This is a genomic window from Gemella haemolysans (assembly GCF_901873445.1).
In the GTDB taxonomy this organism is placed as follows: domain Bacteria; phylum Bacillota; class Bacilli; order Staphylococcales; family Gemellaceae; genus Gemella; species Gemella haemolysans_C.
The window spans coordinates 53,637-69,016 of record NZ_CABFLN010000073.1; the positions used below are offsets into that span (position 1 = coordinate 53,637).

A 15,380-nucleotide genomic window follows, 5' to 3' on the forward strand; every position below is an offset into this window, starting at 1 on the left:
TCAAAATAATTTAAGTTTTTTTATACTAATTAGATGAATAGAGAATTAAATATACTAAATCTCTATTCACCTATAATAAATTATTTAAAACACATTGCTAAAAGCTATATCTAAACATTCTCTAATATCTTTTACCGGTATTATTTCAATTCCATCTGGGAAATCAGAATTTTTCATATTTCCAATTGGGACAATTACACGTTTAAATCCATGTTTTTTAGCCTCATTGATTCTTTGTTCAATTCTACTTACTCTTCTAACTTCTCCAGTTAATCCTACCTCACCAATGAAGCAATCATTCATATTTACAGCGATATCTTTAAAACTTGATGCAACAGCCATAACTACACCTAAATCCACCGCTGGATCATCAATCTTAACTCCACCTGATACTTTCACATAAACATCTTGTTGCTGTAGTAAATAACCAGCCTTTTTTTCCAATACAGCCATTAATAAAATCAATTTATTATACTCTAACCCTGTTGAAATTCTTCTTGGGTTATTAAAGGCAGTTGGCGTTGTTAATGATTGAATTTCTACTAGAAGTGGTCTACTACCTTCCATAGTACTAATAATAGTTGCTCCAGCAAGATTTTTACTTCGTTCTTCAAGGAACATCTGTGAAGGATTAGCTAAATCTTCTAGTCCACTATGTTTCATCTCAAAAATACCAATCTCATTAGTAGATCCAAAACGATTTTTCACAGCTCTAAGTATTCTGTAGCTATGTTGCCCTTCTCCTTCAAAATATAGCACTGTATCAACCATATGCTCAAGCATACGAGGCCCCGCAATAGTTCCTTCCTTAGTAACGTGTCCTACTATAAAAATAGCTATGTTTAAACTCTTCGCAATCTTCATAAGTTGTTGTGTACATTCTCTTACTTGTGTAATACTTCCCGGAGAATTTTCTAGATTAGGGTTATAAATTGTTTGAATTGAATCGATAACTAAAAACTGAGGTTTTATTTTTTTTACAACTTGATAAATTAAATTTAAATCAGTTTGAGCATAAACAAACAATTCATCCGTATTATTTTTTAATCTATCTGCTCTAATCTTAACCTGTCTAACAGACTCCTCTCCTGTTACATAAAGAACATCGTGTTCTTTAGCTAAGTAAGCTGATATTTGAAGAAGTAACGTAGACTTACCAATACCTGGATCTCCTCCTAAAAGTACTAGTGATCCTCCTACAACTCCTCCACCTAAAACCCTATTTAATTCACCACTATCAGTAAGTGTTCGAGGTACATCCTGTGTAGAAACTGATTTTAGTTTTCCAGCTTCTACACGTTCTGTGTCATTTGTTTTAACTTCAAATTCTGTATGTTTAGTAGCCTTTTTTGCTTCAACTACTTCTTCCATAGATGCCCATTTTTTACAATTAGGACATCTTCCCATATATTTTAAACTTTGGTAACCACAGGCATTACATTCGTATTTAACATTTACCTTTGCCATAATTACCTCTTAGTTTTCTTTACAACAAAATTATCATTTTTATAATCAATATTAATAGTTCCAGTTAATTCAGGATTTCTTAATAGTTCTTCACTTAATAAGTCTTCAATATTTTTTTGAATACTACGTTTTAATGGACGAGCTCCGTATTCTTTTATACTACCGTCTTCAACGATTTTAGCCATGGCTTTTTTCGTAAGTTTAATAGTAATATCTCTATCTGCTAATCTCTTAGATAATCCATCAATTAATAACTCAGAAATTTTTTCTAATTCTTCTTTTTCAAGAGTTTTGAAGACAATAATATCATCTATTCTATTTAAGAATTCTGGACGATATTGTTTTTTCAATGCTTCCATCATAGTATTCTGAACATTTTTGTAATCATTTTTAATTGATTCACTTCCACCAAATCCTACGAATTTCTGATCACTTAATTCACTTACTCCAACATTTGAAGTCATGATGATGATGGTATTTTTGAAATCTACCACGCGCCCTGATGCATCTGTTAGGCGCCCATCATCCAATACTTGTAATAGAATATTAAAGATCGATGGATGAGCTTTTTCAATTTCATCAAATAGTACTACAGAATATGGTTTTTGACGAACTTGTTCAGATAATTGTCCCGCTTCTTCATAACCTACATAACCTGGAGGAGCCCCTACAAGTCTACTAATTGAATGTGGTTCCATATACTCACTCATGTCAATACGTATCATATTATCTTCTGAACTAAATAATGCTTCAGATAAACTTTTCGCAAGTTCTGTTTTCCCTACTCCTGTAGGTCCTAAGAAAATAAAACTTCCTATCGGTCTATTAGGTGCTTTGAATCCACTTCTTGCTCTTCTAACTGCTTTAGCTAAACTTACTACAGCTTCATCTTGTCCAATAACTCGTTTGTGTAAAATTTCTTCTAATTTTAAAAGTCTTTCACTTTCAGTTTCTGTTAATTTAGTAACAGGTACTCCTGTCCAAGCAGCAAGAACTTCAGCTACATGATCAGCACTAATTTTAATTTTATCTTTTGATAAACTATCTTGCCAAGAAATTTTAAATTGTTCAATTTTACTAATTACTTGATTAACCTCATCACGTTTTTTAGCTGCTATTTCAAATTCTTGATTAATTACAGCTCTATCTTTTTCTTTATTTAAACGACTTAATTCATCTTCATATTCTTTTAATTTTTCTGGAGATTTATAAAATCTTAATTTAACCTTAGAACAAGCTTCATCAATAAGGTCAATTGCTTTATCTGGTAAACATCTATCAGTAATATAAGTTGTACTTAACTTAACCGCTGCATCTAAAGCTTCATCTAAAATTTCCACATTATGATGTTCTTCATACTTATGACGTAATCCTTCAAGAATTTTAATTGAATCTTCTGTACTAGGTTCTTCAACTTTAATCGGTTGGAATCTACGTTCTAAAGCTGCATCTTTTTCAAAATACTTTCTATATTCTTCAGTAGTTGTCGCCCCTATACATTGAATTAAACCACGTGATAAAGCTGGCTTAAGGATGTTTGATGCATCGGCACTACCTTCAGTTCCTCCAGCACCAATAATCGTATGAATCTCATCGATGAATAAAATAATATCTCCTGCATCTTCTATTTCAGTAATAATATTTTTTAATCTTTCTTCGAATTCACCACGATATTTAGTACCTGCAAGTAAAGTTCCCATATCTAGAACCATAACTCTCTTACCTAGTAAATTACTAGGAACATTTTGAGATACTATTCTTTCAGCTAAACCTTCAACGATAGCTGTTTTCCCTACCCCAGGTTCTCCAATTAATACCGGGTTATTCTTAGTACGTCTATTTAAAATCTCTATCATTCGAGTGATTTCTTTATCACGAGCTAAAACCGGATCTAATTTGTTATTAAATGCATCCTTAGTTAAATCTTTAGCTAATGAATTTAAAGTTTTAGTTTTTGCTGAACTATCTTCTGGTGCTTCTAATTTTTTAAATCCATCAAATAATTTAGACAGTAATCCTTGGCTTTGTTTTAATAATTCAAATAATTCCGTAATTAACGCATCAACATTAACTCCTAGCTTGTCAGTTAGTAAACGAACAGCAGTTCCTGTTTTCTCATTTAGTAAAGATAATAGTAAGTGTTCGCTTGTAACTACAAAACTAGATGTATCATCTGCAAATTGTTGACTTTTTTCTATTGTTCTAACAGCACCATTAGTATAATCAATCTTCATTAGAACATTACGATAAAAATCAGTACCTTCTAATTCCGCTTCATAAAAGTCTACTACGCTTTTTCTGAAATCGTCATAATAGACACCATATTTATTAAGTGTTTTACATGACAATGTATTGTTCATACTCAACATAGCTAATAGTAAATGCTCAGTTCCTACGGCCTTAACACCAAAATCATTAGCTTCTTCTTTCGCTGTCGTTAGCACCATAAGGGCCGTTTCATTAAATCTTATGTACATAACCTTATCCTCTCTTATTATATTTTATATTTGTTAAAAATCTTATTGTCAAATCTTTTAAATTTGCTTTTGTTTTAGAAATCATCTCTTCAGCACTATTTTTATCAATATGATCTAAAAATTGATTATGAACATCGGTAATAATTTCTACACTATCTATAAAATGATTGTAATCAAATTTATCTATATAATCTTTATCAAGTAGAATTTTAGCTATTCTCATAGCTTCATCTACCTCTAAAATTTCATTATCTATTGTCTCAATTAAATAGTCTATGTAATCTTTATTTTTGTGAAGAGTTATTTTAGTAATTCTAATAAATCCTCCCCCTCCACGTTTACTTTCTATAATAAATCCATGCTCTGGAGTAAATCTCGTTTTTATTACATAATTTAATTGGGATGGTACACAGTCAAATTTTTGTGCGACATTACTTCTTTTAATAATTATATGATCCTCTGTTGCCTCATTAAATAAGTTCATAATATATTGTTCAAGAATATCTGTCATATTATTATTCATAAGGGCACCTCCTTTATTGACTAAAATTGACCTTTATTAAATTATACTACATCTACAATATTTTGTACACAAAAAACATTGATTTTTAAGCTTAAACACATAAAAAAAGAGAACGTTTTTATAAAATCGAAATATTATCTAAATCGACATTATAAAGTCATTCTCATTTTAAATTCTAATAAGTTTCTGTATCTAAATCATAATCAACAGTTAACTAACTATTTATTAATTTTTGATTTTCTATTAAATATTAAATTCATTACAATAGCAACTATTGTTCCTAATACTATACCACTATCAGTAAACATACGAACAAAACTTGGTAATTGTGAAAATGCTGTCGGAACCGTAGTAACACCAAGTCCTAGTCCCACTGAACAAGCTATTATCATAAGATTTTCCTGTTTAGCAAAGTCTGTATTACCTAACATCTTAACTCCATATGCTAGAACCATTCCAAACATACTAATCATCGCTCCTCCTAATACTGGTTGAGGTACGATTGTAGCTAAAGCTCCGATTTTTGGAACAGATCCAAAAACTAGTAGTAAAAGTACCATTACATACATCACTTTTTTACTTTTCACACCTGAAATTTGCACAAGACCTACATTTTGAGAATAAGTTGTATACGGGAATGCATTTACTAATGAACCTATCATTACAGCTAAACCTTCAGCTAAGTAACCTCTTCGTAAATCAGGTTCTTTAACTTCTTGATTACAAATATTTCCTAGGGCATAATATACACCGGTTGATTCAATCATACTAACAATCCCCACTATAACAAATGTTAAAATAGCACTCATATTAAATTCAAAACCAGTAAATTTAAATGGTGTTGGATGTTGGAACCAACCTGCTTGTGATACCTCTGATAAGCTCACCAATCCCATAAAACTAGCAATAACTGTACCAGATACTAATCCTAGAAGAATAGCAATTGATTGGATAAATCCAGTAGTAAATTTGTATATTACTAAAATAATTGCTAAAGTAATACATGCTAGTAAAATATTTTTTGGATTCCCAAAATCTTTTGATCCTTGTCCACCTGCAATATAATTCATCGCAACAGGCACTAAAGTAATACCAATAATCGTTACTACACTTCCTGTAACAACAGGAGGGAATAATTTAGCCACCTTCGCAAAAAACGGTGCTATTAATACAACAACCAACCCAGAAACGAAAATTGCTCCATACATAGTTGGTAATCCAGAACTATTACCTATAGCTATCATCGGTGCTACTGCAGTAAAAGTACACCCAAGAACAACAGGTAAACCAATACCTGTAAATTTACCTTTATAAACTTGTAGAAATGTAGCTATCCCACACATGAAAATATCAACTGACACTAAATAAGTTGTTTGTTCTGGTGAAAGACCTAATCCACCAGCCACAATTATCGGAACAATAACTGCTCCTGCATACATTGCTAATACATGTTGTAAACTTAAAATAAAAGTTTTCAAAATTCTTATCTCCTTAGTTATATATTATTTTTTGACAAATATAACTATATAAATACAAAAAATCACCTATAATTACTTATAGGCGATTTAAAATTCTACTACAAATAAATACTTTAAAAACTAGTTTAAAGTAAAATATAATAATAAGAATGCCCATAGTCATCAAATTTACGGTCTGATGGTAGAAACTTGCAAGCCATATTCTTGCTTTTATATGTGCTATATTTTGTCTGTACAATATATAATAACAATTTTCAAATTGATTTTCAAGTGTTATCTATAATTTATTTTATATTTTTATTATTTATCATAGAAGAATTTAATATATTATTAGATTCTCAACTAGAATATTTAAGCCACAATAACTATTCTATTACTTTCAATTTACCTCTAAAATCATCTAAACTAGAGTACCCTTTTTCTTTCATTACTTCTTGAAGTTCTTTAGTTAGTCTAGCAAAAACTGAAACTCCCTCTTTATGTAAAGTTGTTCCTACTTGAACTAAATCTGCACCACATAGAATATGTTCAAATACATCTTTACCATTTATTACTCCACCAGTTCCAATAATTTTTATACTTGGATTTAAGCGTTCCCTAAATGCACGAACATTAGCTAGTGCTGTTGGTTTAATATACTCTCCACCTAGTCCACCAAATCCACCTTTTGGCTTAATAACTACTTGTTCTTTATCTAAATCAATATATAAACCATTCCCTACACTATTTACACTATTCACATATGTAAGAGGATACTTATTAAGAATTTTAGCCATTTCATCAAAATGAGCAATGTCAAAATATGGAGGCAGTTTTACCCCAATAGGTTTTGTAAAGAATGTGAATACCTCAGATAATAATTTATCTGTTAGTTCAAAATCATAAGCAATCTGAGGCTTTCCTGGTACATTCGGGCATGATAGATTAAATTCAGTCACACCTTCATATTCACTCTCTTGAATTTCCTTTAGTAAACCAATATTCTCTTCATAACTCATACCAGTTACAGATAAAAACTGCAATTTGGCTCCAGCTCTTTGACGTTCAATTACATAATCTAAATAATAATCTAAACCATTATTTGGTAATCCCATTGAATTAATACTTCCTAAAGCAGTATCATAATATCTAGGCTCAGGATTTCCTTCTCTATACTCTCTAGTTGCAGTTTTTGTAACAAAAGCCCCCGCTTCACTATTAGCTAATTCATCTAATTCCTCAATAGTCATACAGTGTACCCCTGATGCATTCATTAACGGATTAGATAATTCTACATCTAAAAAATTTGTTTTTAACATTCTTCATACCTCCTATGTATACTAGTAACAGTTTATCACAAAATACTCTTAATAACCATTGATAAAACTAGTTTTAGATTTATATTCAAATAAAAAAGAAGAATTATAGAAAATCAATTTTATCTATACTTCTCCTTCTTTAAATTTCTTATCTAAAATAAACAATTCTTAATTATGCTTCTAGATGCTTAATTATATCTAAATACAAATTGTCCATCTTAGATAATATTTCTTTTATTCTATCAGAATGATCTTCTTTTAACCATGTAGTAGGTTTTTCATATAATACTTCTGTCTTATCTTCTCTCTTAATAAGTAATAATTTAAGTGGCAGATTAAAACTTAAGTACACATCATCTTGCATTAGTAATGTTCCAACTTTTGGATTCCCAAAAACAACATATTGAATATCCTTTAATTCTAAATCAACATTTCTAGCGTATTCACCTTGGTTTATATTTAGAAATTGGTGAATATTATTTTTTTCTAAATATTCATCTACTTTCGATTTTACATTTTTAAATTCGTCATTAATTAGATACTTTTCCATAATTTACCTCACATAAATACTAATATACTTTTTTAACCATATCTTAGTATAAAAAAGACATTTACACAAATAATTTGTACTTTTCTTCTAAATTTTAAAATGTTCTAATACCATTTTTTACTGAAAAAAGTAGAAATCTAAGCAACAAAGTACACCTAGATTTCTAATAAAATTTTTCTTACTTGATAAAACCTCTTTTTATTTTCTTAGATATTTTCTCATATAGCCCAACCCTAAGCTTGCTATCAGAGTAAAACCTAATAATCCTAACATAGAATCTTTCATTCCTGTATTTGGAAGTTGCTTCTTAGATTTTCCCTTTAAGTTAGTAATCTTTGCAGATTCTTAAGATATTTTATCATCTTTAATTTCTTCATTCCCAACCATTTCTTTTTTTGTTTCCTTCGCGTCTACAATATTTATGACTTTACCAGTAGCATCAGTAACTTCTTTTGGTTCATCTCCTATTTTAAAAGAAATACCATATCAATATTTTTCAGTAAATTATATTTTATCTTATTTAATACTTAAAGCTCTCTACTGCTTTTGATCTCTCAATTAGTTTTCCATACACCTTAGAATGTTCTAACAAGTAACTATGTGTTCCTTGGCACTCAACTATTCCATTATCTAAGACAATAATTTTATCCACATTTTCAATTGATTTAAGTCTATGAGAAATAACAATTACTGTTTTATTTTTTATAAGATTATTTAAACTATCTTGAATTTTTTTCTCATTTTCTACATCTAGAGCTGCTGAAATTTCATCTAAAATAACTATAGGAGAATCTTTCAAAAACGCTCTGGCTATTGATAATCTTTGTCTTTCTCCACCCGATAATGTTGCTCCATTTTCACCAACTATTGTATTGTACCCATTCTCTAAATCATCTATAAAGTCACAACAAGCCATCTTAGCAGCTACCATAACTTCTTCATCAGTAGCACTACTACGTCCTATTCTTATATTTTCCATAATAGACGTATTGAATAATACTACATCTTGGAAGACAATTGAAACATATTTATATAATGTGTCTGTAGAAATTTCTTTTATATTATGTCCATCTATAATTATCTGTCCATCATCATAATCATATAATCTAGATATTAATTTTAAAATACTAGTTTTACCACATCCTGATACACCCACTAGTGCTGTAACTTCATTTTGATTAGCTGTAAAACTGACATCTTTCAATACTGGACTATCTTTATCATAACCAAATTTTACATTTTTTAATTCAATACCAAAATTATCCAATTTAATTTCTTTACCTTTTTGAATTTGAGTTTCCCTCAATTCTTTGATTCGTTTAATACGAGCATCTAGGTAAAATAATTCAGAAGTATTTGCAGCTAATCCATCAACTATATCTTTCATTTTCATCGCTACAAATATATAACCGATTAAGTATAGCAGATTAATACTTCCACTTGCATAAAGTGTTGTTCCAACTATTATTACGACTACTAAAGTTCCTTGAGCAACAACCCATGATAAAAATAAAGGTATAAATAGTACCATTTCCACTTTAAGTTTTAATTTTTCACTTTTATCCATATCTTTATTCAATTTTTCTCTTATCTTATTACCTAAACCAAAACTTTTAATATCTTGTTGAAGTTCAATTGCTTCTTGGAAGCTTTCAGAATTGTGACGAAGTTGCTCAAAATTTTCATATTGTTTTTTTAATTGAATTCTTTTAGAAACTAGTATTAGAGAATAACTTAGGACTACAGGTATCATTATTGATAAACCTAAATATATATTCCCAACTAACATAAGTATAGACATAATAGGGAAGAAAAGTATGAATCCTATAATTTTTGCCATTGCATGACTCATTGCATGTTCTATTGCTTCAACATCTTTCATAACGGTTTGACTTATATCTGATAAGTTGTGTTTTGAAAAATATGCAAGAGGAAGTTTACTTAATGTTGTAGCTATATCTATTCTTAAATTAGCACTTTCTTTATAGGTTGCACTATACAATGCATCATATTCTTTAGCCAAAAGTACATATATAACAATCAGTACCACTATTGATATTACTATATATAGATATTTACTTTTAACATTACCTAATAAAAGTTCATCTACTAATATCATAAGTAACATAGCAGGAAACATATTTGAAAAATATACTAGAAATGATAAAATACTGGCTCTTATTAAATCACTCGCTCCTTGATTTGTTAAGGCAAACCAACTTTTAATTTTATTTTTCATAATTAACCCTCCACTCATTTGCTTTATTGTATAAACTTTGGAGTTTTTTATACTCACCATCCAAAGCCATCAACTCCCTATCAGTTCCGCGTTCTATAATTTCCCCATTGTCCATTACTAATATCTCATCTACATTTCTAATACTAGGTAATCTATGAGCAATCATAATAACTGTTTTATCTTTTATTAAATTTGAAAATGCACGTTGCAATTCATATTCATTTTCTGGATCAACTGCTGCACTAGCTTCATCCATAATAATAATTTTTGCATCTTTTAATATCGCACGAGCAATTGCAATTCGTTGTTTTTCTCCACCAGATAGATATACTCCTTTAGTTCCTATTTGAGTTTGTTCCCTTTCACTAAATTTATCAAGAATACTATTACATCCTGCTAAATTCATAGCAGTCATAACCTCTTCATACGATGCATCAGCTTTACCGATCTTAACATTATCATAGATTGAGGTTTTAAATAGTTTCACATTTTGAAAAACAAATGCAATATTATTAATCAGAGCCTCTTCACTGTATGAACTTATACTTCTATTTCCAATTTTAATTACTCCACTATCTACCTTATAAAAACCAGAGATTAGTTTTGCAATAGTAGATTTACCACTACCAGAAGACCCCACTAAAGCATAGCTCTTGTTTTCTTCTAGACTGAAACTCAAATCATTTATAATTTTTTTATCAGTATAACCAAAGCTAACATTTTCAAATGTAATATTATAATTTTCAAACTCATTATTAGAACCAAATGTTAATTTATTACTATTCATTTCTTCAAAAATACTCTCTAATTTTTCAACAACAGACTGTCCCATAAATGCATACATCGATACGTACATTATTGCCATTAATGAAACAAACAGTGCCCCGCTTAAAAATAGTACCATAATCAATTCAACAGCTAACATTTTTGGATCTTCAATATTAAAAAATAGTAAAAGAATTGGAATTACCATAGCTATAAAGCTAAAAAAGAACCATTGAAATCCAACAAAACCTCGTTTACACGACATAGCATATTCTAAAGAATATTTAGAATAATTTTTTATAGCTGTATTTAAGGCTTTAAATGATTCAACACTAATACCAAAAATTTTAACAACTTGAATTCCTCTAACATACTCTACTGTTTCACTACTTAAAGTTTCTAAAGACTCCTGATAAATCTTCATAAATTCTTTTTCACCAGTCATCATTGAAAGTGATATTCCCCCAACAATGCTAAGTATTATTAATATAATACCTACTTTCAAACTGACAAAAAATCCAAGTACTAATAATAGAATTGGCATTAATATAGCTCCAGCATTATCAGGTATTAGATGAGCTACAATCATATGTGTATCCGTCGCATTATCATCTATTATTTTTCTTGTTTTTCCTGAAGGATGAGTGTCAAAAAAACTAAAGCTCGCTTTTGATAATCCCTCAATTCCATATTTTCTAAGATTTGTTTCCAATCTAAATCCTAATACATGTGTTACTAATCCAGCAATTCCATATAATGTAATACCAATAATTAGTAAACCAACTACACAAAATCCATAATACTTAGCATTTTCTATATTATTATAAACAATTATTTCAATTAAAAACTTACTTAAATAATAGTATCCCCATACTTTGAATACTACTGACAACATAGATAATAAAATCCCTATATAAGCCAAATATCGTTCTTTAGGAACATAAGATAAAATTTTTTTATATACTGTTAACATAATTTCCTCCTTATTTTTTTATAAACTCCCATTTAGATTAATACTTTAACAATAATTTAAAACTCTTACATTAATTTTATCACTCTTATTTGTAATTGTAAATAATAACTATTATCAATTATATATAAAAAAGTAAAGAATTGTTAAAATTCAATTCTTTACTTTTAATACTTATTTATTTAGTTTTGCGAATATATCTAAGTCTATATATTCACCATTCAATACATCGTGTTCTACTAGTGTAGCTTCTTTAAAATAATCTAAACGTTGAGGAACACTTGCACTCTTATAATTTTCAGGATGTACCCTAATTTGTAATTTATGTAGTTTTAATTCGTTAAAAGAATACTTTTCTATTATATCAACAGCTTGTGTCATTATGCCATAACCTTCGAATTTTTCACTTAGCCAATAGCCGACTTCAGCCCTTTTTGAACTTCTATTTATATTATGAAGGTCAATCATCCCTGCCACATTTTCATCTACTAGGATAATAAACATCATCATTTCTTCTTTATGAATCTTTTCTATACTATATTCAAGAAATTGTTCCTCATCCTGAATTGACTTCATATCCATTACCCAAGGTAAGTACTTTGCTAGTCTTAATCTTTCATCTACTATTACTTTATAAATATCTTCAGCATATTTTTTATCAGGTAATACTAGTTTACATTCACTACCATTATTTAAAATAAACTTCTTTGTTTTATAAATAAACATTGTACACTCCCTATTCGTTTTCTAATTCATCTACAACTTCTTTTAATAATTCATATGAATGATGTTGAGCTTCTTCATCATAAATATATGAATTAATCATAAGCTCATCAAATCCTACTCTACGTTTTAAATCAGCAATTTGTTTTTTTACTGTTTCTTTACTACCAATAAACGAAATTTTAGTCATTTGTTTAACTACAGATTTCTCATGATCTACTATTTCATCGTGTTCAAAAGCTATTGGTCCAAAATGTGGAACCTTCGTAGTCGCGATATAATTTTTCCAAACCGCTTCTTCTGATTGAACTGGAGGAACCATTCCTTGTGGATTGCTAGTTATTATATTTAAAAATGATTGAATCTGAGTTGTTGATAATCTTTTTGCTTCTTCATCAGTATCTGCAACAACTGCATTAGCACCTAAAATCACATACGGCTCACTCAAAACTTCTGATGGTTTAAAGTTATGTCTATAAATTGCTACTGCATTTTCCATCATAGCTGGAGCAAAATGTGATGCAAATACATAAGGTAGTCCTAGTTCAGCAGCTACATATGCACTATCAGTACTAGATCCCAGAATATATAGTGGAACATCAAGACCAGCTGCTGGATATGCATGAACAGGTCGCTTATCTTTAAAATACTCTGACAGTTCTACAACTTCTTTTTTAAAATCCATCTCTCTATTAGTATTTCTTCTAATAGCTCGCGCAGTATTATAATCTGTACCAGGTGCTCGACCTAAACCTAAATCAACTCTATCTGGATATAAAGTTTCCAAAGTTCCATATTGTTCTGCAACTATATATGGACTATGATTAGGTAACATCACACCACCCGAACCTACTCTAATATTACCAGTGTTATCTAGTGTACGTTGGATTAATAACTGAGTTGCGCTACTAGCTACACTTTTTGTATTATGATGTTCTGCAATCCAATATCTTTCATATCCCAATTCATCAGCCTTTTTAGCTAATCTAATCATTGCATCTATTGCATCTTTAAAGTTTTCTCCTTGTCTTAATGGAGCTAAATTTAAAATTGAAATTTTCATAGTTGTCTCCTTACTTATTCTCTATCAATATTTTAATATAAATATATAACTAGATAAATATATCCTTTTGAGCTAAATTCTCAATACACTCATCATAGTATTCCTCATCGTGTTCTTTATAAATCGGCTTATTTATTTTATACTCTTTTAGATCGTTATGAGGAGCACAAATTTTTCCTCTGTAATTTTTATCTAGCCATTCTTTACTAACATTATAGCCTCTATTCTTCATTTCCTGCATGATTAATTCATGATACTTGAAAAGGAAAAATGGCTTATGTTCGAATACATAATCTACCGTTGCATGTTTTTTCCCCCAACCATTTCCTCTTAATGCACAGCATTCTCTATGTTGACCTAAAAGTTGTTGCCTTGGTAGTTTTGATATTAATTCTTCATGCCAAAGTCTCATCTTGTCCTCCATTGATAAAAGTAGCTTCTTCCAAATATTTATTTGGATATTTATTTAGAAGATATTTTACTTCTTTTATCAAATCTTCTTTTTTATATTTATTATTATGATATTCTTCAATCATTTCAAAAAAATTATCTTTTTCTTCTTTTGTAGCAAACTTTTTAAAGTATCCCCAGACATGATGTAAAGCATTTGTTACTTGACCCTTATCCTCCGGTAAACTTATTGCTTGTTTTATAAGCTTATTTACTTTTTCTAGAGATACCTCTTCTTGTTTTAAGTATGTTCTAATTTCCAAATATATTTTACTTGAATAACTTAAAACTAAATATTTATTTTTTGCCCATAACTTTTGACATTGAACTCTTTCTACTTTATTATTCATTTTATCCTTTCGAAAACAATTTATTTTTAATATTCATATTATATTATATCTTATATTTTTTTACTACATATTGATATCGAACTATAAACAAAAAAGTTCCTTATTAAGTTATATCTTAATAAGGAACCTCTGTATTAGATTTTTATTGTATTAAATTTAACCATATTTTTTATTTGCTACATAAATACTAATTCTAAAATACCAATGGAATATTTCCATATAATATAATTCTAAAAATACCTATAATAGCTAAATGTATTGGATAATAGTAGTAAAAGAACCATTTAGAACCAATATGCCTACCTCTATTCCCGTCATATTTCATTAATAGTGGTAATGAGAATAAAGTTGCAAACTGCAATACTCCATAAAATACATCTATAGATATAATATAAATAGTTGCATAAACACTTATCCAAATAACATAGTCAAATATTTGTTGTTTTTTATTTCCCCTATGATTATATAGGAAGAATGGCATCATAAGAGCAATTGAAGACCAATCCGCTACAAATGTTAGTAAACAGAAAACAATAATCGCTAAAATCTTCAGTGTATTACTTATTTTCTCATTTCTAAAGATAGCAATTAATAATACAGACATTGCTAATGGGAATAAGACACTTGTTTTATTAAATATACTTCCTGTAGTTATATCAAACGGTATACCTAGACCGAAGCAAAATGCAAAGTGACTGACAACAGCGAAACTCATAATTCTAAAGAAATATTTTTTAATATCTTTTGTATAATAACATCCTTCTGCGATAAAATACCACATAATTGGTGCTGTTAAACGTCCTACTATATGCATAAATACTGGTATTGGTTCTTTAACTAAACCTGGATATAATAACCATGCTAAATGGTCTATCGTCATAGCAATTATGGCTATATATTTTAACTGAGTTCCATCAAACTTTAAATTCTTCATTTTCTTCCTTTCTTTACTATTTTTACTTAATAAAAAAACATTAATTAATATATATTTACCAATACTATATTAACTAATATTACGGCATTAATT

14 protein-coding genes and 1 riboswitch are annotated in these 15,380 nt (G+C 29.1%); all 14 genes read right to left on the reverse strand.

Annotated elements, in window-relative coordinates; genetic code table 11:
* Positions 1-84: 84 nt before the first annotated feature.
* The gene (gene radA / locus JX287_RS08445) at positions 85-1,467 is read right to left on the reverse strand and encodes a DNA repair protein RadA (protein WP_204644434.1); all 1,383 of its coding nucleotides are present in this window, start codon (positions 1,465-1,467) and stop codon (positions 85-87) included.
* A gap of 2 nt (positions 1,468-1,469) precedes the next feature.
* Positions 1,470-3,944 carry an ATP-dependent Clp protease ATP-binding subunit gene (locus JX287_RS08450; RefSeq protein ID WP_204644435.1) on the reverse strand — a complete coding sequence of 825 codons (2,475 nt, stop codon included), beginning with the start codon at positions 3,942-3,944 and terminating at the stop codon, positions 1,470-1,472.
* Positions 3,945-3,948: 4 nt separating this feature from the next.
* Entirely contained in the window at positions 3,949-4,467 is a 519-nt protein-coding gene (locus JX287_RS08455; protein WP_204644436.1) for a CtsR family transcriptional regulator, read from the reverse strand.
* Between the two features lie 218 nt (positions 4,468-4,685).
* Positions 4,686-5,945 (reverse strand): nucleobase:cation symporter-2 family protein, encoded by a 1,260-nt coding sequence (locus JX287_RS08460; RefSeq protein WP_204644437.1) that lies wholly within the window; start codon positions 5,943-5,945, stop codon positions 4,686-4,688.
* 136 nt (positions 5,946-6,081) lie between these two features.
* Positions 6,082-6,183: riboswitch (purine riboswitch) on the reverse strand.
* 127 nt (positions 6,184-6,310) lie between these two features.
* Positions 6,311-7,243, reverse strand: coding sequence for a dihydroorotate oxidase (locus JX287_RS08465; protein ID WP_204644438.1), 933 nt, complete (start codon positions 7,241-7,243; stop codon positions 6,311-6,313).
* Positions 7,244-7,415: 172 nt separating this feature from the next.
* A complete protein-coding gene (locus JX287_RS08470) occupies positions 7,416-7,793 on the reverse strand; it encodes a DUF302 domain-containing protein (RefSeq protein ID WP_204644439.1) in 378 nt (125 codons plus the stop codon).
* A gap of 198 nt (positions 7,794-7,991) precedes the next feature.
* Positions 7,992-8,126 (reverse strand): LPXTG cell wall anchor domain-containing protein, encoded by a 135-nt coding sequence (locus tag JX287_RS09140; RefSeq protein ID WP_430537387.1) that lies wholly within the window; start codon positions 8,124-8,126, stop codon positions 7,992-7,994.
* Between the two features lie 187 nt (positions 8,127-8,313).
* Positions 8,314-10,032: an ABC transporter ATP-binding protein gene (locus JX287_RS08480; protein ID WP_204644440.1), complete on the reverse strand. Its 1,719-nt coding sequence runs from the start codon at positions 10,030-10,032 to the stop codon at positions 8,314-8,316.
* A complete protein-coding gene (locus JX287_RS08485; protein ID WP_204644441.1) occupies positions 10,022-11,770 on the reverse strand; it encodes an ABC transporter ATP-binding protein in 1,749 nt (582 codons plus the stop codon). The genes JX287_RS08480 and JX287_RS08485 overlap by 11 nt, the downstream gene beginning before the upstream one ends.
* Positions 11,771-11,941: 171 nt before the next feature.
* Positions 11,942-12,493, reverse strand: coding sequence for a GNAT family N-acetyltransferase (locus JX287_RS08490; protein WP_204644442.1), 552 nt, complete (start codon positions 12,491-12,493; stop codon positions 11,942-11,944).
* Between the two features lie 10 nt (positions 12,494-12,503).
* Complete coding sequence (locus tag JX287_RS08495) at positions 12,504-13,553, reverse strand: LLM class flavin-dependent oxidoreductase (RefSeq protein WP_204644443.1); 1,050 nt, start codon at positions 13,551-13,553, stop codon at positions 12,504-12,506.
* A 49-nt stretch (positions 13,554-13,602) separates the two neighbouring features.
* A complete protein-coding gene (locus tag JX287_RS08500; protein ID WP_204644444.1) occupies positions 13,603-13,965 on the reverse strand; it encodes a TIGR02328 family protein in 363 nt (120 codons plus the stop codon).
* The gene (locus JX287_RS08505; protein WP_204644445.1) at positions 13,949-14,353 is read right to left on the reverse strand and encodes a YbgA family protein; all 405 of its coding nucleotides are present in this window, start codon (positions 14,351-14,353) and stop codon (positions 13,949-13,951) included. Before JX287_RS08505 ends, JX287_RS08500 begins: the two co-directional genes overlap by 17 nt.
* A gap of 193 nt (positions 14,354-14,546) precedes the next feature.
* Complete coding sequence (locus JX287_RS08510; RefSeq protein ID WP_204644446.1) at positions 14,547-15,287, reverse strand: TraX family protein; 741 nt, start codon at positions 15,285-15,287, stop codon at positions 14,547-14,549.
* Between the last annotated feature and the right edge of the window lie 93 nt (positions 15,288-15,380).

Excerpts from the sequence above, each read along its gene's own strand:
- JX287_RS08510 (WP_204644446.1), bottom strand. The coding sequence starts at position 15,287 with ATGAAGAATTTAAAGTTTGATGGAACTCAGTTAAAATATATAGCCATA.
- JX287_RS08480 (WP_204644440.1), bottom strand. The coding sequence starts at position 10,032 with ATGAAAAATAAAATTAAAAGTTGGTTTGCCTTAACAAATCAAGGAGCG.
- JX287_RS08455 (WP_204644436.1), bottom strand. The coding sequence starts at position 4,467 with ATGAATAATAATATGACAGATATTCTTGAACAATATATTATGAACTTA.
- JX287_RS08490 (WP_204644442.1), bottom strand. The coding sequence starts at position 12,493 with ATGTTTATTTATAAAACAAAGAAGTTTATTTTAAATAATGGTAGTGAA.
- JX287_RS08465 (WP_204644438.1), bottom strand. The coding sequence starts at position 7,243 with ATGTTAAAAACAAATTTTTTAGATGTAGAATTATCTAATCCGTTAATG.
- JX287_RS08470 (WP_204644439.1), bottom strand. The coding sequence starts at position 7,793 with ATGGAAAAGTATCTAATTAATGACGAATTTAAAAATGTAAAATCGAAA.
- JX287_RS08500 (WP_204644444.1), bottom strand. The coding sequence starts at position 13,965 with ATGAGACTTTGGCATGAAGAATTAATATCAAAACTACCAAGGCAACAA.
- JX287_RS08495 (WP_204644443.1), bottom strand. The coding sequence starts at position 13,553 with ATGAAAATTTCAATTTTAAATTTAGCTCCATTAAGACAAGGAGAAAAC.
- JX287_RS08505 (WP_204644445.1), bottom strand. The coding sequence starts at position 14,353 with ATGAATAATAAAGTAGAAAGAGTTCAATGTCAAAAGTTATGGGCAAAA.
- radA (WP_204644434.1), bottom strand. The coding sequence starts at position 1,467 with ATGGCAAAGGTAAATGTTAAATACGAATGTAATGCCTGTGGTTACCAA.
- JX287_RS08485 (WP_204644441.1), bottom strand. The coding sequence starts at position 11,770 with ATGTTAACAGTATATAAAAAAATTTTATCTTATGTTCCTAAAGAACGA.
- JX287_RS08450 (WP_204644435.1), bottom strand. The coding sequence starts at position 3,944 with ATGTACATAAGATTTAATGAAACGGCCCTTATGGTGCTAACGACAGCG.